Annotated in this window: 21 protein-coding genes; 10 read left to right on the top strand and 11 right to left on the bottom strand. The window is 64.1% G+C overall.

Going from position 1 to position 19,800, the window contains the following annotated elements; genetic code table 11:
* The first annotated feature begins 1,161 nt into the window (after positions 1–1,161).
* Positions 1,162–1,404, top strand: coding sequence for a VF530 family protein (locus CU669_RS11555; protein ID WP_112144772.1), 243 nt, complete (start codon positions 1,162–1,164; stop codon positions 1,402–1,404).
* On the opposite strand, the gene msrB is transcribed toward CU669_RS11555, so the two are convergent.
* From msrB to CU669_RS11500, 11 genes are all read right to left on the bottom strand, one after another.
* Positions 1,364–1,765, bottom strand: a complete 402-nt coding sequence (msrB, locus tag CU669_RS11550; protein WP_112144829.1) for a peptide-methionine (R)-S-oxide reductase MsrB — start codon at positions 1,763–1,765, stop codon at positions 1,364–1,366. The genes CU669_RS11555 and msrB overlap by 41 nt on opposite strands.
* Positions 1,766–1,951: 186 nt before the next feature.
* Complete coding sequence (gene pnp / locus CU669_RS11545) at positions 1,952–4,111, bottom strand: polyribonucleotide nucleotidyltransferase (RefSeq protein WP_112144770.1); 2,160 nt, start codon at positions 4,109–4,111, stop codon at positions 1,952–1,954.
* 144 nt (positions 4,112–4,255) lie between these two features.
* Complete coding sequence (rpsO, locus tag CU669_RS11540; RefSeq protein WP_112144768.1) at positions 4,256–4,525, bottom strand: 30S ribosomal protein S15; 270 nt, start codon at positions 4,523–4,525, stop codon at positions 4,256–4,258.
* Positions 4,509–5,468 (bottom strand): tRNA pseudouridine(55) synthase TruB, encoded by a 960-nt coding sequence (gene truB / locus CU669_RS11535; RefSeq protein ID WP_112144766.1) that lies wholly within the window; start codon positions 5,466–5,468, stop codon positions 4,509–4,511. The genes rpsO and truB overlap by 17 nt, the downstream gene beginning before the upstream one ends.
* 57 nt (positions 5,469–5,525) lie before the next feature.
* On the bottom strand, positions 5,526–5,816 hold the full coding sequence (locus CU669_RS11530; RefSeq protein WP_112144827.1) for a GIY-YIG nuclease family protein: 291 nt from the start codon (positions 5,814–5,816) through the stop codon (positions 5,526–5,528).
* 105 nt (positions 5,817–5,921) lie between these two features.
* The gene (gene rbfA / locus CU669_RS11525; RefSeq protein ID WP_112144764.1) at positions 5,922–6,341 is read right to left on the bottom strand and encodes a 30S ribosome-binding factor RbfA; all 420 of its coding nucleotides are present in this window, start codon (positions 6,339–6,341) and stop codon (positions 5,922–5,924) included.
* A gap of 43 nt (positions 6,342–6,384) precedes the next feature.
* Entirely contained in the window at positions 6,385–9,003 is a 2,619-nt protein-coding gene (gene infB, locus CU669_RS11520) for a translation initiation factor IF-2 (RefSeq protein ID WP_112144825.1), read from the bottom strand.
* A 60-nt stretch (positions 9,004–9,063) separates the two neighbouring features.
* Positions 9,064–9,687 (bottom strand): RNA-binding protein, encoded by a 624-nt coding sequence (locus CU669_RS11515; protein WP_112144762.1) that lies wholly within the window; start codon positions 9,685–9,687, stop codon positions 9,064–9,066.
* Between the two features lie 109 nt (positions 9,688–9,796).
* Positions 9,797–11,302, bottom strand: a complete 1,506-nt coding sequence (gene nusA / locus CU669_RS11510; RefSeq protein WP_112144823.1) for a transcription termination factor NusA — start codon at positions 11,300–11,302, stop codon at positions 9,797–9,799.
* Between the two features lie 20 nt (positions 11,303–11,322).
* On the bottom strand, positions 11,323–11,820 hold the full coding sequence (gene rimP, locus CU669_RS11505; RefSeq protein ID WP_112144760.1) for a ribosome maturation factor RimP: 498 nt from the start codon (positions 11,818–11,820) through the stop codon (positions 11,323–11,325).
* Positions 11,821–11,981: 161 nt separating this feature from the next.
* Positions 11,982–13,196 carry a 6-phosphofructokinase gene (locus tag CU669_RS11500; protein ID WP_112144821.1) on the bottom strand — a complete coding sequence of 405 codons (1,215 nt, stop codon included), beginning with the start codon at positions 13,194–13,196 and terminating at the stop codon, positions 11,982–11,984.
* 150 nt (positions 13,197–13,346) lie between these two features.
* On the opposite strand from CU669_RS11500, the gene CU669_RS11495 reads away from it, so the two are divergent.
* The 9 genes from CU669_RS11495 to CU669_RS11455 all read left to right on the top strand — a co-directional run bounded on the left by CU669_RS11495 (position 13,347) and on the right by CU669_RS11455 (position 19,785).
* On the top strand, positions 13,347–13,562 hold the full coding sequence (locus CU669_RS11495; protein ID WP_205119434.1) for a DUF1289 domain-containing protein: 216 nt from the start codon (positions 13,347–13,349) through the stop codon (positions 13,560–13,562).
* A 94-nt stretch (positions 13,563–13,656) separates the two neighbouring features.
* Positions 13,657–14,235, top strand: a complete 579-nt coding sequence (locus tag CU669_RS11490; RefSeq protein ID WP_112144758.1) for a zeta toxin family protein — start codon at positions 13,657–13,659, stop codon at positions 14,233–14,235.
* Positions 14,232–14,732 (top strand): hypothetical protein, encoded by a 501-nt coding sequence (locus CU669_RS11485; RefSeq protein WP_112144756.1) that lies wholly within the window; start codon positions 14,232–14,234, stop codon positions 14,730–14,732. The genes CU669_RS11490 and CU669_RS11485 overlap by 4 nt, the downstream gene beginning before the upstream one ends.
* A gap of 89 nt (positions 14,733–14,821) precedes the next feature.
* Entirely contained in the window at positions 14,822–15,124 is a 303-nt protein-coding gene (gene rplU / locus CU669_RS11480) for a 50S ribosomal protein L21 (protein ID WP_112144754.1), read from the top strand.
* Positions 15,125–15,154: 30 nt separating this feature from the next.
* Positions 15,155–15,424, top strand: a complete 270-nt coding sequence (gene rpmA / locus CU669_RS11475) for a 50S ribosomal protein L27 (protein WP_112144752.1) — start codon at positions 15,155–15,157, stop codon at positions 15,422–15,424.
* 197 nt (positions 15,425–15,621) lie between these two features.
* The gene (obgE, locus tag CU669_RS11470) at positions 15,622–16,803 is read left to right on the top strand and encodes a GTPase ObgE (protein ID WP_112144750.1); all 1,182 of its coding nucleotides are present in this window, start codon (positions 15,622–15,624) and stop codon (positions 16,801–16,803) included.
* Positions 16,800–17,912, top strand: coding sequence for a glutamate 5-kinase (gene proB / locus CU669_RS11465; protein ID WP_112144748.1), 1,113 nt, complete (start codon positions 16,800–16,802; stop codon positions 17,910–17,912). Before obgE ends, proB begins: the two co-directional genes overlap by 4 nt.
* Before the next feature lie 5 nt (positions 17,913–17,917).
* On the top strand, positions 17,918–19,180 hold the full coding sequence (locus CU669_RS11460) for a glutamate-5-semialdehyde dehydrogenase (protein WP_112144746.1): 1,263 nt from the start codon (positions 17,918–17,920) through the stop codon (positions 19,178–19,180).
* Positions 19,177–19,785, top strand: coding sequence for a nicotinate-nucleotide adenylyltransferase (locus CU669_RS11455; RefSeq protein WP_112144745.1), 609 nt, complete (start codon positions 19,177–19,179; stop codon positions 19,783–19,785). The genes CU669_RS11460 and CU669_RS11455 overlap by 4 nt, the downstream gene beginning before the upstream one ends.
* The last annotated feature ends 15 nt before the right edge of the window (positions 19,786–19,800 follow it).

Below are 19,800 nucleotides of genomic sequence, written 5' to 3'. Positions count from 1 at the left end.
GGTGGTCCAGCCAAAGGCGGCGTACACGTCGAAGGCCGCGTCCGTTGGTATGCTTGGCGTTAACGACGAGAAGAAGCGGCCTTCCCTTGACCTGAAGTAGCCGGGCCAACCTCCATTCTAATGGGCGCACCCCGGTCAAAGTGCTGGCCATTAGGAAACGGCTCAGAGGCAGACGGTATTGGGACCGCGACGTTCTGAGATGAAGGAGGATGGTGAAGAGATCATCGGCGGGCATTGCTTTGATCTTCTTGTCCGATGTGGAACGTCCGACACGCCTGCAATTGCTCTGGTGCGTCGAGGCCAAGAGATGAATGGCCTCTGTGTGGCATGGATAAAACGTCTCAAGGATAAAGATCACGGCGGCCTTGTACTGTCGCCACGTGGCCGGCTTCCAGTTCGTCTGACTACGGACCATCCAGGAGACTAAGTCGATGGGCCGGACCTCGGTCGGGGCGATGCCGACCTCATCGGCAAAGGCCCTCAAACATCGCCACCCGACGTTTTGATAGCGGACCTCAGTGGCAGCAGTTTTCGTCGGAATGTCCGAAGGATGGCAGGGCTCAGACATCGTCTCCCCCTGTTACTCCAACATCGGAAAGGATCCTGCCCTGACCGCTTACGTTGCGAGTCCGCACTTCCCAACGGTGCCCATTTTTATCTCTGTTGGGACGCCAATACTTTCATCACATCGAAATATCAAACAAAAACAAGGCTGTAGAAGCCTTGCGATTTGCCGTTCCACCAACGCTTTCCACCAACGCAACATTCTCTGTGAGATGGGCATGGATTTTCAGCCCGCCCCCCTGCTTATTCCTGCCCCGGCCACTGCCAAGCTTGCCCCCCATACCGTCAGGGCGTCGTCGGCTTCCCGGCTTATGCCATCAATCCCGATCAACGCGGCTGTCGCATTCTGAATTTGGCGTAGCGTCCTTATACTCGTCCTCCCGAGAGCTGAGTATAACGGCGAGATTCCCGTAGCGGCGTTCAGATGCCAACGGCCCGGATCAGGCAGAAGGATGGAGCGCCAGGCGTTGACACCGATTAGAGAACCAAGATAGCGCGCACGGGTCGTCATGAACCCTGCAGGTCCAATTCGCCGCAAGCCTCGAATCAGCAGCCCCATCCCCTGGACGCCCGCCGCCGCACTGCCTATGCTGCGCCATGGTCGCCACCCAACCCAAGAACCCGCTGCACGGCATCACGCTGGAGACGGTGCTGACCACCCTGGTGGCGCGGTATGGCTGGAATGGGCTGTGCGAGCGCATCAACCTTCAGTGCTTCTTCAACAATCCCAGCATCAAGTCGAGCCTGAAATTCCTGCGCAAGACGCCATGGGCGCGCCAGAAGGTGGAGGAGCTGTTCCTCAGCCTTCCTTCTTCTCCAGCTTCAACGCCAGGGAATTGATGCAGTAGCGCAGGCCGGTGGGCGCCGGGCCGTCGTCGAAGACGTGGCCGAGATGGGACTCGCAGCGCGAGCACAGCACCTCGACGCGGCGCATGAAGTGGCTGCGGTCTTCCTCCTCGGCGATGGCGTCGGGATTGGCCGCCACGGAAAAGCTGGGCCAGCCGCAGCCAGCGTCGAACTTGGCGTCGGAGTCGAACAATTCCTGGCCGCAGGCGACGCAGTGATAGGTGCCCTTGGCCCAGACCTGCTCGTATTGGCCGGAAAACGGCCGCTCGGTGGCCTTTTGCCGGGTCACCGCGTATTGCTCCGGGGTCAGTTGCGCCCGCCACTCCGCTTCGCTTTTCACCACCTTGTCGGTCATGTCGCCATCCTTGTCATTCCGAGGCATCGCCGAGGAATCTCCGCCTGCGCCGAACCTACCGATTCCGAGACGCCGTGCCAAACGGAGATCCCTCGCATGGGCTCGGGATGACATGGGGAGTGACGGGCCAAAGAAAAAGGCGCGGTCCTTGCGGAGCCGCGCCTTCTTCAAAGGTTTTTCCCTGGACTAATCCTGGGAGCGTTCCTTGCGGCTCGCGGCCTTTTCGGCCTCGATCTGGGCGGAGATGTCCTCGCCGGTGGCCTGATCCACCTGCTTCATGGACAGCTTCACCTTGCCGCGATCGTCGAAGCCCAGAACCTTGACCTTGACCACGTCGCCCTGCTTGAGCACATCGGCCACCTTGGCGACCCGCTCGCGCGAGATTTCCGAGACGTGGACGAGGCCGTCGCGCGATCCCAGGAAGTTCACGAAGGCGCCGAAATCGACCACCTTCACGACCTTGCCGTTATAGACCACGCCCAGTTCGGGCTCGGCGACGATGCCGCGGATCCAGTCGACGGCACGCTGGGCGGCCTCGCTGTCCACCGAGGCCACCTTGATGGTGCCGTCGTCGTCGATATCGATCTTGGCGCCGGTCTGTTCGCAGATCTCGCGGATGACCTTGCCGCCGGTGCCGATGACTTCGCGGATCTTTTCCTTGGGAATGCTCATGGTGGTGATGCGGGGCGCATTGCCCGACACCGAATCACGGGCATGGTCCAGACCCTTGTTCATCTCGCCCAGGATGTGGATACGACCATCCTTGGCCTGATTCAGGGCGATCTTCATGATCTCCTCGGTGATGGAGGTGATCTTGATGTCCATCTGCAGCGCGGTGACGCCGTCGACGGTGCCCGCCACCTTGAAGTCCATGTCGCCCAGGTGATCCTCGTCGCCCAGGATGTCGGACAACACCGCGAAATCCTTGCCTTCCTTGATCAGGCCCATGGCGATACCCGCCACCGGCTTGGGCATGGGAACGCCGGAATCCATCAGGGCCAGCGAGGTTCCGCACACGGTCGCCATGGAGCTCGATCCGTTGGACTCGGTGATTTCCGAGACCACGCGGAGCGTGTAGGGGAAGGCGTCCTTGGCCGGCAGGCAGGGACGAATGGCACGCCAGGCCAGCTTGCCATGACCGATCTCGCGACGGCCGGGAGAGCCCATGCGGCCCGCTTCGCCCACCGAGTAGGGAGGGAAGTTGTAGTGCAGCATGAAGTGCTCGCGGTACTCGCCCGCCAGCTGGTCGATGATTTGCTCGTCCTGGCCGGTTCCCAGGGTGGCGACCACCAGGGCCTGGGTCTCGCCACGGGTGAACAGGGCGGAACCGTGAGCGCGCGGCAGAACGCCGACACTGACCTCGATGGCGCGAACCGTCTTGGTGTCGCGGCCGTCGATGCGCACGCCGGTCTTCAGGATATTGCCGCGAACCACGTCGGATTCCAGGCCCTTGAGGATGCCCGGAGCGACCGCCAGTTCGGCGGATTCGGTCAAGGTGGCCAGGGCCTTCTTCTTGATGTCGCCGACGGCGGCATAGCGGTCCTGCTTCTTGATGATCTTATAGGCCTCGGCCATCTCGGCGGGAACACCGGCTGACTCGAACTTGGCCTTGACCACCGCCACTTCGGCGGGAGCCTCGGGCAGATCCCAGGGATCCTTGGCGCAGGCTTCGGCCAATTCGATGATCGCCTGGATGACGGGCTGGAAGGACTGGTGGCCGAAGGTCACCGCGCCCAACATGACGTCTTCCGACAGCTGACGCGCCTCGGACTCGACCATCAGCACGCCCTCGACGGTTCCGGCGACCACCAGATCCAGGGCGCTGTCCTTGATGTCGGGGACCAGCGGGTTCAGGACGTATTCGCCATTGGCATAGCCGACGCGCGCCGCGCCCACCGGACCCATGAAGGGCAGGCCGGACAGGGTCAGGGCGGCCGAGGTGCCGACCAGGGCGACGATATCGGGATCGTTTTCCAGATCGTGGCTCAGCACGGTGCAGACCACCTGGACTTCATTGCGGAAGCCATCGGCGAACAGCGGGCGGATGGGGCGGTCGATCAGGCGGGAGACCAGGGTCTCCTTCTCCGACGGACGGCCTTCGCGCTTGAAGAAGCCGCCGGGGATCTTGCCCGCGGCAAAGGCCTTTTCCTGGTAGTTCACGGTGAGCGGGAAGAAATCGATCCCGGGGCGCTGGGTCTTCACGCCGACCACGGTGCACAGCACGGTGGTGTCGCCATAGGTGGCCATCACGGCCCCATCGGCCTGACGAGCGACCTTGCCGGTTTCCAGAACCAGCTTGCGGCCACCCCAGGTGATTTCCTTGCGGTGAACATTGAACATCGACATACGGTCAATTCCTTTTTCTTAGGACCACCGCCGGATTGCGGGCGGTCCCGACGTCAAAACTACAAATGCGACGACCCGCGTGAAGCCATCCCCACGCGGGCGTCCCTTGGGCCGACGTCCAGCCCTGTCTTGTCAGAAGAGCGCTTACTTGCGCAGCCCGAGGCGAGCAATAAGCCCCTCGTAGCGCTTCTGGTCCTTGCTCTTCAGATAGTCGAGCATGCGACGACGCTGGCCGACCATGATCAGCAGGCCGCGACGCGAGTGGAAATCCTTCTTATGCTCCTTCAGGTGCTCGGTCAGATTGCGAATGCGCTCCGACAGAATGGCGACCTGGACATCGGCGGAACCGGTGTCGCCTTCCTTGGTCGCGTATTCCTTCACCAGCTCCTGGGTGCGTTCAGGCGTGATCGACATCGTTAACTCCTTCATTCTCTAGGTTCATCACGCGCACCGGACGAATGTCGTCGCCGTCGATACGTGCCAACGCCACCAGCCGCTCGGCCAACATCGCCCGGCACACGGTGCCTTCGGCGAGACTGACCTCGGGATGACGGGGAGCCACGCGCATGACTGACACGGGACAACCGCTTTGGAGGCGGCGGGCCTCGCTCTCCGTCAAGGCCAGTGCCGGGATGTCGTCCAGCGCGGTCTCGATGGGAAGCATAAAGGCCCAAGGGCCGGGACCATGCCCCAGCTCGGCCAGAGTTTCAAGGGAAATCGCGCTTTCCTCCCGGAACGGGCCGCAGGCGGCGCGGCGCAGGACCGAGACATGGCCCAGGGTTCCCAAGGCCAGCGACAGGTCGCGGGCCAGCGAGCGGATATAGGTGCCCTTGCCGCACACCACCTGGAAATCGGCATGGTCGGCGTCCGGCATGTCCAGCAGGGTGAAGGAGTCGATGCGGACAGTGCGCGACTTCATCTCCACCTCTTCCCCGGCGCGGGCCAGATCGTAGGCCCGCACCCCGTCCACCTTGATGGCGGAAAAGGCGGGTGGGCTCTGCTCGATCGCGCCGATGAAGGCGGGCAGCGCGGCGAGGATGGCGGCGGGGTCGGGGCGGACGGCAGAGGTCGCGGTCACCTCGCCCTCGCGGTCCAAGGTGGCGGTGGCCTCGCCCCAGCGGATCTGGAAACGGTAGGTCTTGGTGCCGTCCATGACATAGGACACCGTCTTGGTGGCCTCGCCCAGCGCGATGGGCAGAACCCCCGTCGCCAGCGGGTCCAAGGTGCCGCCATGGCCGACCTTGGCCGCCTTCAGCAGCCACTTGACCTTGCCCACCACCTGGGACGAGCTCATGCCCAGCGGCTTGTCGATGGCCAGCCAGCCGTGGATGGGGGTTCCCTTGCGCTTACGGGCCATATTTCATGGCCTTTTCACAAACCGTCATCCCCGCGAAGGCGGAGATCCATCCGCGCATCAACGGACGATGTCGTCGAACAGGTCGCGCCAGGTCGGATTGCCGCGGGAAATCATTTGGAGCTTCCATGCCCGGTTCCACTTCTTTATTCGCTTCTCTCGCAAAATCGCATCAGCCATGAGGTCATGGAATTCCACATACACCAGACTGTGAACGCCATAGCGGCTGGTGAAACCCGGAACGGCATCCGCTTTATGTTCCCATATCCGACGAGCCAGATCGCTGGTCACCCCGATATACAGGGTTCCGTTGGGCTTGCTGGCGAGGATGTAGACGCATGGGCGCTGCATAGCCTCGACCATACCAGACGGTGGCGCCGGGTGGATTCCCGCTTTCGCGGGAATGACGGAAAAGAGTGCGGGAATGACGGTTAAGGCGCTGAACAGGTTCTGACCCTATTCCCCGTCATCGCCGTCGGTCTGGAAGTCGTCCTCCAGCCCGATGTCGCGGCGGACCACGGGGGAGCGCAGGATGTCCTCGATGCGCGAGGCCTCGTCGAAGCTGGTGTCGGGCTGGAACGCCAGATCGGGCACGGCGCGCAGTTGCACGGAGCGGCTGATCTCGTGGCGCAGGAAGGACTTGGCGCGCTTCAGTCCGGCCAGGATGGGCGTGGAATCGCCGCCGCCCAGCGGCACCACGAAGACGGTGGCGTTGCGCAAATCGGGGCTGACCCGGACCTCGGTCACGGTGATGGGGCGGCCTTGCAGGTCGGGATCGCGGAATTCACCGCGCTCGATCACATTGGCGATGGCGTGGCGCAATTCCTCGCCGACCCGCAATTGCCGTTGAGTTGGAGCCTTGTCGCCTCTGGGCATGGAACCCTCCGAGCCGGTGAGAACAGGAGAAGCGGCGCGTCCCTTACAGGACGCCCGCCACCTCCTCGATCTCGAAGCACTCGATCACGTCGCCGACGCGGATGTCTTCGTAATTGGTGAAGGACATGCCGCACTCATAGCTCTCGCGCACTTCCTTGACGTCGTCCTTGAAGCGCTTGAGCTGGGCCAGATCGCCGGTATGGATGACCACGTCGTCGCGCAGCAGGCGAACCTTGGAGCCGCGCTTGACGATGCCTTCGGTGATCATGCAGCCCGCGACCTTGCCGGTCTTGGTGATGTTGAACACCTCGCGGATATTGGCGTAACCCAGGAAGCGTTCCCGCAGCGTGGGGGCCAGCATGCCCGACAGCATCTTCTTCAGATCATCGGTGACGTCGTAGATGATGGAGTAGTAGCGGATATCGACGCCGTCGCGGCGCGCCATGTCGCGGGCCTGGGGATTGGCGCGGACGTTGAAGCCGATGATCAGGCCGCCGGTGGCGCGCGCCAGGGTGACGTCGGACTCGTTGATGCCGCCCACCGCCGCATGCAGGGTGCGGACCTTGACGTTGTCGTTGCCGATCTTTTCCACGGTGCCGACGATGGCTTCGATGGAGCCCTGCACGTCGCCCTTGACGACGATGGGGAGTTCCTTGGCCTCGCCGGACTTGATGGCGCTGAACATTTCTTCCAGGGTGCCGCGCTGGGCCAGCTTGGCCTTGGTCTCGCGATCCAGGCGCTGACGGTAGCTGGCGATTTCGCGGGCGCGGGGCTCGTCCTCGACGCAGACGAAATCGTCACCGGCGGCGGGCGTGCCCTGAAGACCCAGCACTTCCACGGGTGAGGACGGCCCGGCTTCCTTGATGGAATTGCCGTGATCGTCCACCAGGGCGCGCACCCGGCCCCATTCGGCACCGGCCACGAAAACGTCGCCCACCTTCAAGGTGCCCTTTTGGACCAGCACGGTGGCGACGGAGCCCCGGCCCTTTTCCATCTTGGCCTCGATCACCACGCCCTGGCCGACCCGCTCGGGATTGGCCTTGAGGTCGAGGATTTCGGCCTGGAGAAGAATGGCCTCTTCCAGCTTTTCCAGGTTCATGCGCTTCTTGGCGGAAACCTCGATGGCGAGCACGTCGCCGCCCAGATCCTCGGTCACCAATTCGTGCTGCAACAGTTCCTGACGGACCTTGGTGCTGTTGGCGTCGGGCTTGTCGATCTTGTTGATGGCAACGATGATCGGCACGCCGGCGGCGCGGGCATGGCGGATGGCTTCCACCGTCTGCGGCATGATGCCGTCGTCGGCGGCGACCACCAGCACCACGATATCGGTCACCTTGGCGCCACGGGCGCGCATGGCGGTGAAGGCTTCGTGGCCGGGGGTGTCGATGAAGGTGATCTTGCCACCCGTGCTCATGGTCACCTGATAGGCGCCGATATGCTGGGTGATGCCACCGGCTTCGCCCGAAACCACGTCGGTTTCCCGCAGCGCGTCCAGCAGCGAGGTCTTGCCGTGATCGACATGGCCCATGATGGTGACCACGGGGGGCCGCGAGATCAGATGCTCGTCGGCATCCACGTCGCCTTCCAGACCCACCAGCACGTCGGCCTCGGACACGCGCTTCATGTTGTGACCGAATTCGGTCACCACCAGCTCGGCGGTATCGGCGTCGATGTTCTGATTGATATTGGCCATCACGCCCAGGCGCATCAGGCACTTGATCACGTCGGCGCCACGCACCGCCATGCGGTTGGCCAGTTCCTGCACCGTGATGGATTCGGGCACGATGACGTCGCGGATGACCTTTTCCGAACCCTTCTGCATGTGCTTCAGGCGTTCGCGTTCACGGGCGCGCTTGACGGCGGCCAGCGAGCGGCCGCGTTCCGAGCGGTCGTCATCGGTCAGGGCGTCGGTGATGGTCAGCTTGCCGGTGCGGCGACGCGGCTCGGTACGCTTGACCGGAGCGGGCTTGTGGGCGGCGGCGCGCTTCCTGGCGCGTTCCTCTTCCTCTTCCTCTTCCTCCATCCGGGTCCGGGCGGGAACCACGGCGGCGGCGCCGGGCGCGGCGGCGGGAGCGGGAGCGATTGCGGTTGCGGCGGCGGCGGGTGCGACGGCGACAGGCTCGGCCGCGGCCACCGGAGCGGCGGGAGCGGGAGCGGCAACCAGAACGTCCTCGACCGGAGCGGAAGAAGCTTCCTCGGCGCGCAAGGCGGCTTCGGCCTCGTGGCGCAGGCGGGCTTCCTCTTCGGCGCGGCGACTGGCCTCGGCCTCGAGGGCGGCACGGGCGGCTTCGTCCTCGGCGCGGCGGCGCGCGTCCTCCTCGTGGCGTTGAGCCTCTTGCAGGGCGCGGGCGCGGGCGTTCTTCTCATGATTGGTGAGATCGTGGACATTGGCGGCGCGCGACAGCGCCTCCACCTTGGCCACGGCGGCGGCGAGATCGGCCTCGGCGGCGGAATGGGCGCCGTCCTTGATCTCGTGCATGGCGCCACCGGCGCTGCTGAAGGTGCGCTTCTTGCGAACCTCGACGGTCACCACCTTGGAGCGCCCATGGGAGAAGCTCTGGCGGACCTGTCCGGTCTCCACCGTCTTCTTCAGCTCCAGCTTGCCCGGCTGGGAAAGCTTCAGCGGGGTCTTGCGATCTTGATCCTTGGAATCATCGTTCATGTAGGACTTCGTCTCTTCCGCGGCCAAAACTGGCGGCCGAACTGCCGCCGAGAAAACACTTCACGCCGTCCCGGCGACATCGCCGGACCCGCCGTCCCGAAACCCGGCCAGCATCGCCGCTTCACCTTGAAGGCGAAGGGCCAGCTTGCCCGGGGACATACACACATGCACGGCCGTCTCCCGGCCGAAAACGGCGCCCAACTCGGCACCGTCGAAAAGCTCTATCACGGCAAGGCCAGCGCCCAGCGCCCGTACCTTGTCGCGTCCGTCGCGAGAAGCGTCGCGGGCCGCCAGCACCAGACCGGCGCGCCCGGCGCGAACCTCGGCGCAAACCTTCTCGAACCCCATGACCGCCTGACCGGCACGACGCGCCAGACCGAGGGCGTCAAGACAGCGCCGCGCCAACAATTCTCCGACCCGTTCGGCCAGATCCTCGGGCACGCTCACCTGCCTGCGCGCCGCCTTGGCGAAAAGTCGCTTCGCCACGGCCGTATTTACCACATCCCGACGGGGGCTCAACCAGATTCCCCGCCCCGGAAGGGCATGGCCCATATCCGGTACCAGCATCCCGTCCGGCGCCACGACGAAGCGCAGCAGCTCGGCCTTCGGCTTGACCAGCCCGGTGGCGACGCAACGCCGCTCCGGGCCGGTTTCCTCAACGTCCTCGTCCGGGTCGTCGGCCATGCCGCCGGCCCTTAGGCCTCGCCCTCGAACCAGTGGGCCGGCGGCTTTGCCGCCATTTCGATATAATTGTGCTCATTGGTTCGGACACGGGAGGCACAAAACATCGTCACTATTCCTCGAACCAATGGGCACGGGCGGCCATGATCACGGTGTTGGCCTGTTCCTCTGTCATGTCGTCGCGACCGACGATATCGATCAACTCGTCGGAAGCCAGATCGCCCAGGTCGTCCAGGGTCTTGACCCCTTTCTCGCCCAGCTTGACCAGCATGACCGGCGCCAGACCCTCGATGCCGGTCAGCTCGTCGGCGACGCCGAGATCCTTGCGCATCTGGTCGTAGCGTTCGTCCTGCTCGGACAGGAAGTTGCGGGCGCGGCCCTGCAGTTCCTCGGCGACGTTCTCGTCGAAGCCCTCGATCTCGGCGATGTCTTCCAGCGGCACATAGGCCACCTCCTCCACCGACGAGAAGCCTTCGGTCACCAGCAGATGGGCGATGACGTCGTCAACGTCCAGGGCATTGATGAACATATTGGAGCGCGAGCGGAATTCCTCGGTGCGGCGCTCGGATTCCTCGGCCTCGGTCAGGATGTCGATGTTCCACTGGGTCAGCTGGCTGGCCAGGCGCACATTCTGGCCACGACGGCCGATGGCGAGGCTGAGCTGATCATCGGGAACCACCACCTCGATGCGGCCGGCTTCCTCGTCCATCACCACCTTGGTGACTTCGGCGGGGGCCAGGGCGTTCACCACGAAGGTGGCGATATCGGGCGACCACTGGATGATGTCGATCTTCTCGCCCTGCAACTCGGCCACCACCGCCTGAACGCGCGAGCCGCGCATGCCGACGCAGGCGCCGACCGGGTCGATGGAGGAATCGTGGGACAGCACGGCGATCTTGGCGCGCGAACCGGGATCGCGGGCCACCGCCTTGATCTCGATGATGCCGTCATAGATTTCCGGAACTTCCTGGGCGAACAGCTTGGACATGAACACCGTATGGGTGCGCGACAGGAAAATCTGCGGCCCCCGGGGCTCGGCGCGCACGTCATGAATATAGGCCCGCACGCGGTCGCCGGTGCGGAAGGTCTCGCGCGGGATCAACTCGTCGCGGCGCAGCAATCCCTCGGCGCGTCCCAGGTCGATGATGACGTTGCCGAATTCGACGCGCTTGACCAGGCCGTTGCTGATCTCGCCGATGCGGTCCTTGTATTCGTTGAACTGGCGCTGACGTTCGGCGTCGCGCACCTTCTGGACGATGACCTGCTTGGCGGTCTGCGCCGCGATGCGCCCGAAATCGATGGGCGGCAGCGGATCGACCAGGAAGTCGCCGATCTGGGCGTCGGGCTTCTTCTTCAGCACCTGGGCCAGGGTCTTCTGGGTGGCCTCGTTCTCGATCTCCTCGACCACCTCGATGAAGCGAGCCAGCTGAATTTCGCCGGTCTTGCGATCGATATGGGCGCGAATGTCGTGCTCGTGGCCGTATTTGGAGCGTCCAGCCTTTTGAATGGCTTGCTCCATGGCTTCAAGCACCTCGTCGCGGTCGATGCCTTTGTCGCGGGCGACGGCGTCGGCAACCTGCAGGAGCTCGGGGCGGGGAAGTGCGGCGATCCGTTCCATGGTCATCGTACTCTTGGTCCTTAGTCTTCTTTCTGGTCCCGGATGGTCGCGGCGATCAGCTCGTCGGAGAGCACCAATTTGGCACCCCTGACATCGGCCATGGGAATGGCGACCTCACCGGTCTCGACGACAAGGCGCACATTGCCCCCCTCGTCAAGACCGAGCAGCTTGCCCCTGAACCGCTTACGCCCTTCGATCGGCTGGCTGGAATCCAGCTTTGCCTCGAAACCGGCCCACCGCTCGAAGTCCTTGGCCCGAGTCAGCGGCCGGTCGATGCCAGGAGAACTGACTTCGAGCGTGTAGGCCGCCGAGATCGGATCCTCGACGTCAAGCAGGGCCGAGAGCGAGCGACTGATGTCGGCGCAGTCTTCCACCGTCATCATCACGCCGTCCTTGCGATCGGCCATGATCTGAAGCGTGAGTCGCTGCTTTCCTTGCAGCTGCACCCGCACCAGCTCGTAGCCCGAGGCATCGAGAGACGGCGCGATCAGGGCCTCCAAACGGCTTTGAAGATCCATAACCCTGTTCGCCTGCGACCTTCTGGTCCCTAAAAACAAAAAAAAGTGGGCCGATGGCCCACCCTCACAATCCCGTCAAGCGGGCACGTAAGAATGTGTCTAGGCGTCATAATAGCCAAAACGCGTCCGGAGGCAAGATGCTTCTTTCGCGGTGCGTCGGCTCAACGCTTCAAAATCTTCGGCACCGAGTTCAGCCGCAGGCGGAAGGCGTCGGGCATGCCCGAGCCCAACAGCGGCCGCAGATACATGCGGAAGGCGTCGGTGACGTCGGTGCCCGACTCGGCGATGAAATGGTCTTCCATCACCCGAGTCTTGCCCGCCACCATCTCCAGCGGCAACAGCTTGTAGTCCACCGAATAGAAGCCGGTGCGCTGGATGGTGACCGATCCGTCCACCGCGCCCCACATGGCGTATTGCACCGCCTTCTCGCCCACTTCGCGGGCTTCGCGCTGATCCAGGTCCGAGACGCAGCCGATGAACGAGCGCTGCACATAGCCGAAGGTGTCGCCCCGGACCCGCTTGATCCCCAGCTTGGCCTTGACCTCCTCGCACAGCAGGTCGGCCAGGGCGCCGGTGCCCGAAAGCTGGATATTGCCGTGGGCGTCCTTTTCCACGTCCTTGGAAAGCTTGGTGATGATGGGAGCGCCGTTCTCGTCGTGGATGCCTTCCGACACGGCGACGACACAGCGTCCGTGCTTTTCGTAGCAGGCCTTGACGTCGCCCAGGAACGAGTCCACCGAGAAATTGCGCTCGGGGATATAGATAAGGTGAGGGCCGTCGTCGGGAAACTTCTTGCCCAGCGCCGAGGCGGCGGTGAGGAAACCGGCATGGCGGCCCATCACCACCGCGATATAGACCCCCTTCAGTGCCGAATTATCCAGATTGGCGCCCATGAAGGCCTGGGCCACGAAGCGGGCCGCCGAGGGAAAGCCCGGCGTATGGTCGTTGTGGACCAGATCATTGTCGATGGTCTTGGGGATATGGATGCAGCGCAGGGGATAGCCCGCCTTGTGGGCTTCTTCCGAGACGATGCGCACGGTGTCCGAGGAATCGTTGCCGCCGATATAGAAGAAATAGGCGATGCCGTGGGCCTGGAGAACCTTGAACACCTCCTGGCAGTATTTAAGGTCGGGCTTGTCGCGCGTCGAGCCCAGGGCCGAGGACGGCGTCTGCGCCACCGCTTCCAGGTTGTGGCTGGTCTCTTGGGTGAGGTCGAGAAACTCCTCGTTGATGATGCCGCGCACCCCGTGATGGGCGCCGTAGACCAGGTCCACATTGCGGAACTTGCGCGATTCCAGCACCGCGCCCACCATGGACTGATTGATCACCGCGGTGGGGCCGCCACCCTGGGCGACCAAGACCTTGCCGTGCAGCATCACGCTTTCTCCCGGTTTCATTCTGCTTGTTGCCCCCAGATTACGCTTGTCCGCCGCCTCCGACCAGAGGCGCTGGGGGTTTTAGGTCTCTTGAGTAGGCCCCATATGGGGAAAGGCCCCACCAAACGGGGCGTAACCGAGGAGGTATGATTGCCCCACCCGCCGCTCCGCATTTTCGACAGTCCCTGCAAATCCGTCTGCCGCATCGATGATCGCCTCGGCTGGTGCATCGGCTGCAAACGCACGCGAGCGGAGATCAAGGCCTGGTCCACCGCCAGCGAGGTGGAGAAGGAGAGGATCCTCGATCTGGTGGCGAAGCGACGCGCTGGGGAAGAGGAAATGCTGTCCGGAGCGCGGTCCCTATAATCGCTCTGCGCGGAATAAGAGAAAAAAAGCGTTGCGCTGCCCGCCACATGTCGTATTCTGCGGATGATTCACGTTTTTGGCGACACCATCAGGCATGCCTCACGATAGCGCTCCGCCCGTATTATGGATTTTCGGGGGTCCAAATGGAGCGGGAAAGACAACGACGGCAAAAAGAGTGCTTAAGAGCCAACTGGACGGCTTGCCCTTCGTCAATGTCGACGAGATAGCCGCCCGCATGAACCCGCTGAATCCGAGCGAAAGCCTGATCGCCGCAGGACGCGAGGCCATCGAGAGGATCAGAGAGTTGAGGGCGTCGCGTCAGTCCTTCGTCGTCGAGACCACCTTGGCTTCGCGGGGCTATCTCCGCACCATGGCTGAATTCAAGATGGAAGGCTGGGAGTGCAACCTGTTTTTCGTCGGGCTGGAAAGTGCGGCGCTATCCCGCGCCAGGGTCGATATCCGTGTCGCCGATGGTGGACATGACATTCCCGACGCGGATATCGTGAGACGTTTTGATCGTATCAATAAGAATTTTCCCGATTACGTCCGGGCGGCGGACCTCGCCCTGGTCTTTGACAATTCGAGAGACAAGGCCATATTGCTTGCCGAAATTCGACAGGGCATGATGCGGCGACGGTTCGGCCAGTCTCCCCTCTTGGAGGAGTTCGGATGAAGAAGACGAAAGAGCGATTCGATGCCGCCTGGGTGGATCAACTGACGGCCGACTTTGCCGATGCCACCCGGGAGGCCTCCATCCGTGCCAGCCGCGCGCGCAGCTTTCACGCCAAGAATGTCGGCGCTTCTCCGCGGGCCAGTTCGTCGTTTGATTTTGCTTTCAACGGGACCGGAGACGATCCGGCCACGCTGGCATTCGCCGAACATCGGGTGGCCATGCTGGTCCGTCACTTTCCGGAAATCCGGCGCTGCGAGATATTCGTTGGCCAGCGGTCCGAGCGCAAGAAAGGCATTCAGGTTCTTGCGGTTCTGTCGCTGGGGGCGGCTGAAATCATTGGCGTGGCCCATCTGATTGATGCGGATGATCCGCACCGGGTCAGGGAGGCCATCGTCCATTCCTTGCTTAACGCCGAACACAAGCTTTCCGCCCACTCCGTCGTCGAACCTGCGGCCAGCGCCCATCAAGTGCGACGATATGGCACACAAAGGCGTTGACTCTGATTTGCGCCTGAGTATAGTTCGGCCCTCTCGCGCGGGGGTCAAACCTTGCGCGTCACTATTTCTTTTGCTCAGGTAGAATCGTCATGTTCGCAGTCATTCAGACCGGCGGTAAGCAGTACAAGGTGGCATCGGGCGACGTGATCCGCGTCGAGAAGCTGGCCGGTGAGGCCGGTGCCGAGGTCGTGCTCGATCAGGTGCTGATGGTCGGCGACAAGATCGGCGCTCCCAATGTGGACGGCGCTCAGGTGAAGGCCACCGTGGTTGCCCAGGCCCGCGGCGAGAAGGTCATCGTCTTCAAGAAGCGCCGCCGCCAGAATTCGCGCCGTAAGAACGGCCACCGCCAGGACTTGACGATCCTGCGCATCACCGATATTTCCGCCGGCTGATCGCAGCAGCGGATACGAGGAGAGTAGACTATGGCTCATAAAAAGGCTGGCGGTTCTTCCCGCAACGGCCGCGACTCCGCGGGTCAGCGACTCGGCGTCAAGAAGTTCGGCGGCGAGCTGGTCATTCCCGGCAACATCATCGTGCGCCAGCGCGGCACCAAGTTCTATCCGGGCGCCAATGTGGGCATGGGCACCGACCACACCCTGTTCGCCACCGCCGAGGGCAAGGTCGCCTTCAAGCACAAGGCCGAGGGTCGCACCTTCGTGGTCGTCGAGCCGCTGCCGGAGGCTGCCGAGTAAGGCCGTTCCCGAACGCTTGCGTTATCGAGAAGGGGAACGGGAAACCGTTCCCCTTTTTGATTTTCGGCGCAAGGATGATAGGACACGGGCACCACGAGCGAGCCGCAGGCGAAGCGCGGCGCCATTGAGGCGCCCGGAGCTTTAGCGGAAGAGCCAAGCGCACGGATGTGCGCGCCGACGTTTGAGGCGAAATAAAGATGAAGTTTCTCGATCAGGCCAAGATTTTCGTGAAGAGCGGCGACGGCGGGGCCGGGGCCTGCAGCTTTCGGCGCGAGAAGCACATCGAATTCGGCGGACCCGACGGCGGCGACGGCGGCCGGGGCGGCGACGTCATCTTGGAATGCGTCGCCAATCTCAACACCCTGATCGACTACCGCTATCAGCAGCACTTCAAGGCGGCCAAGGGCAATCACGGCCAGGGCCGCAACAAGACCGGCGGCAAGGGCGACGACGTCATCCTGAAGGTTCCGGTCGGCACCCAGGTGCTGGACGAGGACAAGGAAGTGGTGCTGGCCGATCTCACCGCCGCGGGCCAGAGCCTGGTGCTGCTGCGGGGCGGCGATGGGGGCTTTGGCAATCTGCATTTCAAGACCTCGACCAATCAGGCGCCCCGGCGTTTCGACGAAGGCTGGCCCGGCCAGGAACGTTGGATCTGGCTGCGCCTGAAGTTGATCGCCGATGCCGGTCTGGTGGGGCTGCCCAATGCGGGCAAGTCCACCTTCCTGGCCGCCTCCACCCGGGCGCGGCCCAAGATCGCCGCCTATCCCTTCACCACGCTGCATCCCAATCTGGGCGTGGTGACCCTGGGCGACGAGGAATTCATCGCCGCCGATATTCCCGGCCTGATCGAGGGCGCCCATGAGGGCCTGGGGATCGGCGACCGTTTCTTGGGTCATATCGAACGCTGCCGCGTCCTGCTGCATCTGATCGACGGCACCGAGGAAGACGTGGCCGAGGCCTATCGGGTGGTGCGCCACGAACTGGCGGCCTATGGCGGCGGGCTCGAGGCCAAGCCCGAGGTGGTGGCGCTCAACAAATGCGATTCGCTCGCCCCCGACGACATCGAGGAAAAGCTGAACGCGCTGCGCGACGCCTGTGGGGCCGAGGTTCATCCCATGTCGGGCGTGTCGGGCATCGGCTTGAAGCCGGTGCTGGCCCGGCTGTTCAACCACATCAAGGCCGCCCGCGAGGAAGATCCCGAGATTCTCGCCGCCTCCTCCGCCTTTGGCGCCGCCAAGCGCTCCACCCCCACCTTCGCCAGTTCGAAAAAGACCGAGGACGAGGAATACGACGGCCATTGGGGCGCCGACGGCGAATGGATCTGGAACGACGGCCCCGATGATGACGATGACGACGAGGATGAGGACGGAGAGGAATGACCGCCCTTGCCAAGGCCCGCCGCCTGATCGTCAAGATCGGCTCCTCCCTGCTGGTGGATGACGCCAGCGGGCAGGTGCGGCGCACTTGGTTGGAAAGCCTGTGCGCCGATATCGCCCATTGCCGGGCACGCGGCCAGGAGGTCATCGTGGTCTCGTCGGGCGCCGTCGCCGTCGGCCGGCGCAAGCTGGGCCTGACGCCACCGCTCAAGCTGGAAGAAAAGCAGGCCGCCGCCGCCACCGGCCAGATCCGTCTCGCCCATGCCTATCAGGAGGCCCTGGCCCATCACGGCATCACCGTCGCCCAGGTGCTGCTGACCTTGGAGGATTCCGAGGACCGCCGCCGCTATCTCAACGCCCGGACCACGCTGGAGACGTTGCTGCGCCTGGGCGCGGTGCCGGTGATCAACGAGAACGACACGGTGGCCACCGCCGAGATCCGCTTCGGCGATAATGACCGCCTCGCCGCCCGCGTGGCGCAAATGGTCTCCGCCGATGCCCTGGTGCTGTTTTCCGATATCGACGGCCTTTATACCGCCGATCCGCGCAAGCATGCCGATGCCCGCTTCATTCCCGAAGTGCGCGAGATGACGGCGGAGATCGAAGCCATGGCGGGCGATCCCGGCTCGGCCTACGGCTCGGGCGGCATGGTTACCAAGCTGACCGCCGCCAAGATCTGCCTGTCGGCCGGGTGTTCCATGGCCATCGCCAAGGGCGAGCCGTTGCACCCGCTGTCGGCCATCGAGCAGGGCGGCCGCTGCACCTGGTTCATCCCCGGTTCCGAGCCCCGCACGGCGCGCAAGCAGTGGATCTTCGGCACCATGAATCCGGCGGGAGTCCTGATCCTGGACAGCGGCGCCGCCAAGGCCCTCGGCCAGGGCCGCTCGCTGCTGCCCGCGGGCGTGACCGCCATCGACGGCGAGTTCGAACGCGGCGATTGCGTGCTGGTCAAATCCGCCGACGGCCGTGAATTGGGACGCGGGCTGGTGGCCTATTCCAGCGCCGACGCCCGCGCCATCGCGGGACGCAAGAGCAGCGAGATCGAGGCCATCCTGGGCTTTCGCGGCCGCGACGAGTTGATTCACCGCGACGATCTGGTGATGGAGGGATAGGCATCATGAGCGACCTTCAGACCCTGATGACCGAATTGGGCAAGCGCGCCCGCGCCGCCGCGCGGCAATTGGCGCTGACGCCCGCCTTCGACAAGAACAAGGCCCTGCGCGCTTCGGCCCAGGCCATCCGCATCGATGCGCGCCTGATCCTCGAGGCCAATGCCAAGGACATGGCGGCGGGCGAGGCCAAGGGGCTGTCCAAGGCCCTGCTGGACCGCCTGATGCTCAATCCGGCCCGAGTCGAGGCCATGGCCAAGGGTCTGGAAGAGATCGCCGCCCTGCCCGATCCGGTCGGCCGCACCCTGGCGGAATGGACCCGGCCCAACGGGCTGGCCATTTCCCGCGTCGCCGTGCCGCTGGGGGTGGTGGGCATCATCTATGAGAGCCGCCCCAACGTCACCGCCGACGCCGCCGGCCTGTGCCTGAAATCGGGCAATGCCGCCATCCTGCGCGGCGGCTCGGAAAGCTTTCATTCCTCCTCGGCCATCATGACCGCCCTGGTGGGCGGCATCACCGCCTGCGGCCTGCCCAAGGAGGCGGTCCAGATGGTTCCCACCACCGACCGCGCGGCGGTGGGCGTCATGCTGCGGCTGTCCGATTACATCGATGTGATCGTGCCCCGGGGCGGCAAATCGCTGGTGGCCCGGGTGGTGGAGGAAAGCCGTATTCCGCTGTTCCAGCACCTGGAAGGCATCTGCCACACCTATGTGGATGGCGCCGCCGATCTGGAAATGGCTAAGCAGGTGGTGCTCAACGCCAAGATGCGCCGCACCGGCGTCTGTGGCGCCACCGAGACCCTGCTGGTGGACAAGGCCTGCGCCAAGACCCATCTGAAGCCGCTGGTCGCCATGCTGATCGACTCGGGGTGCGAGGTTCGCGGCGATCATCTGGCGCAAGAGGCCGATTGCCGGACGCTGCCCGCCACGGAAGCGGATTGGAGCACGGAATATCTCGATTCCATCATCGCGGTGAAGGTGGTGGACGGGGTCGCGGCGGCGGTGGATCACATCAACACCCATGGCTCGCACCACACCGAAGCCATCGTCACCGAGGACGCCAAGGCGGCGGAGACCTTCCTGCAGGGCTGCGATTCCGCCATCGTGCTGTGGAACGCCTCGACCCAGTTCGCCGATGGCGGCGAGTTCGGCATGGGCGCCGAGATCGGCATTTCCACCGGCAAGCTGCATGCCCGCGGCCCGGTGGGGGTGGAACAACTCTGCACCTTCAAATACGTGGTCAAGGGCAGCGGTCAGGTCCGGCCGGGATGACGCCGCTGGCGCCCAATCCCTGGGGCGACCGCCGCCGGGTGCGGATCGGCCTGCTGGGCGGCTCGTTCAATCCCGCCCATGACGGGCACCGCCACATCGCGCAACTGAGCCTGAAGTTGTTGCGGCTTCACGAAGTTTGGCTGCTGGTCAGTCCGCAGAACCCGTTGAAATCCACCTCCGGCATGGCCGCGTTGGCGGAGCGGCTGGCATCGGCGCAGGCAGTGATGGCGGGAAATCCTCGTCTGCGCCCCACCACGCTGGAGACGGCGCTGGGCACCCGCTATACCGCCGACACCTTGACCGCCCTGGCCATCCGCTTCCCCTGTGCCCGCTTCGTCTGGCTGATGGGGGCCGACAATCTGGCCCAGATGGAGCATTGGGCGCGCTGGCCGCGCATCTTCCGGACCGTTCCGGTTGCGATTTTCGCCCGTGGTCCCTATTCTGCCCGGACATTGGCCACAAAGGCCGCCCGCCGCTTCGGCCGTTTCCGTGTCAGCCCGACCCGGCCGCGCGCCCTGTGCGCCAAACGGCCCCCGGCCTGGGCCTTCCTTCACATAAGGCGGCATCCGGCCTCGTCCACCGCCATCCGCAGCCGCCTCGTCTAGACCTTAGGAGCCGAC

This window comes from Paramagnetospirillum kuznetsovii (assembly GCF_003284725.1).
Classification (GTDB): Bacteria; Pseudomonadota; Alphaproteobacteria; order Rhodospirillales; family Magnetospirillaceae; genus Phaeospirillum; species Phaeospirillum kuznetsovii.
Note: the sequence above shows the minus strand (reverse complement) of the source record. Positions and strands in the feature narration are given on the sequence as shown.

Bases quoted from the DNA above. Each gene is read 5' to 3' on its own strand.
- CU669_RS11555 (WP_112144772.1), top strand. From the start codon at position 1,162: ATGGTCGCCACCCAACCCAAGAACCCGCTGCACGGCATCACGCTGGAG.
- msrB (WP_112144829.1), bottom strand. From the start codon at position 1,765: ATGACCGACAAGGTGGTGAAAAGCGAAGCGGAGTGGCGGGCGCAACTG.
- pnp (WP_112144770.1), bottom strand. From the start codon at position 4,111: ATGTCGATGTTCAATGTTCACCGCAAGGAAATCACCTGGGGTGGCCGC.
- rpsO (WP_112144768.1), bottom strand. From the start codon at position 4,525: ATGTCGATCACGCCTGAACGCACCCAGGAGCTGGTGAAGGAATACGCG.
- truB (WP_112144766.1), bottom strand. From the start codon at position 5,468: ATGGCCCGTAAGCGCAAGGGAACCCCCATCCACGGCTGGCTGGCCATC.
- CU669_RS11530 (WP_112144827.1), bottom strand. From the start codon at position 5,816: ATGCAGCGCCCATGCGTCTACATCCTCGCCAGCAAGCCCAACGGAACC.
- rbfA (WP_112144764.1), bottom strand. From the start codon at position 6,341: ATGCCCAGAGGCGACAAGGCTCCAACTCAACGGCAATTGCGGGTCGGC.
- infB (WP_112144825.1), bottom strand. From the start codon at position 9,003: ATGAACGATGATTCCAAGGATCAAGATCGCAAGACCCCGCTGAAGCTT.
- CU669_RS11515 (WP_112144762.1), bottom strand. From the start codon at position 9,687: ATGGCCGACGACCCGGACGAGGACGTTGAGGAAACCGGCCCGGAGCGG.
- nusA (WP_112144823.1), bottom strand. From the start codon at position 11,302: ATGGAACGGATCGCCGCACTTCCCCGCCCCGAGCTCCTGCAGGTTGCC.
- rimP (WP_112144760.1), bottom strand. From the start codon at position 11,820: ATGGATCTTCAAAGCCGTTTGGAGGCCCTGATCGCGCCGTCTCTCGAT.
- CU669_RS11500 (WP_112144821.1), bottom strand. From the start codon at position 13,196: ATGCTGCACGGCAAGGTCTTGGTCGCCCAGGGTGGCGGCCCCACCGCG.
- CU669_RS11490 (WP_112144758.1), top strand. From the start codon at position 13,657: ATGCCTCACGATAGCGCTCCGCCCGTATTATGGATTTTCGGGGGTCCA.
- CU669_RS11485 (WP_112144756.1), top strand. From the start codon at position 14,232: ATGAAGAAGACGAAAGAGCGATTCGATGCCGCCTGGGTGGATCAACTG.
- rplU (WP_112144754.1), top strand. From the start codon at position 14,822: ATGTTCGCAGTCATTCAGACCGGCGGTAAGCAGTACAAGGTGGCATCG.
- rpmA (WP_112144752.1), top strand. From the start codon at position 15,155: ATGGCTCATAAAAAGGCTGGCGGTTCTTCCCGCAACGGCCGCGACTCC.
- obgE (WP_112144750.1), top strand. From the start codon at position 15,622: ATGAAGTTTCTCGATCAGGCCAAGATTTTCGTGAAGAGCGGCGACGGC.
- proB (WP_112144748.1), top strand. From the start codon at position 16,800: ATGACCGCCCTTGCCAAGGCCCGCCGCCTGATCGTCAAGATCGGCTCC.
- CU669_RS11460 (WP_112144746.1), top strand. From the start codon at position 17,918: ATGAGCGACCTTCAGACCCTGATGACCGAATTGGGCAAGCGCGCCCGC.
- CU669_RS11455 (WP_112144745.1), top strand. From the start codon at position 19,177: ATGACGCCGCTGGCGCCCAATCCCTGGGGCGACCGCCGCCGGGTGCGG.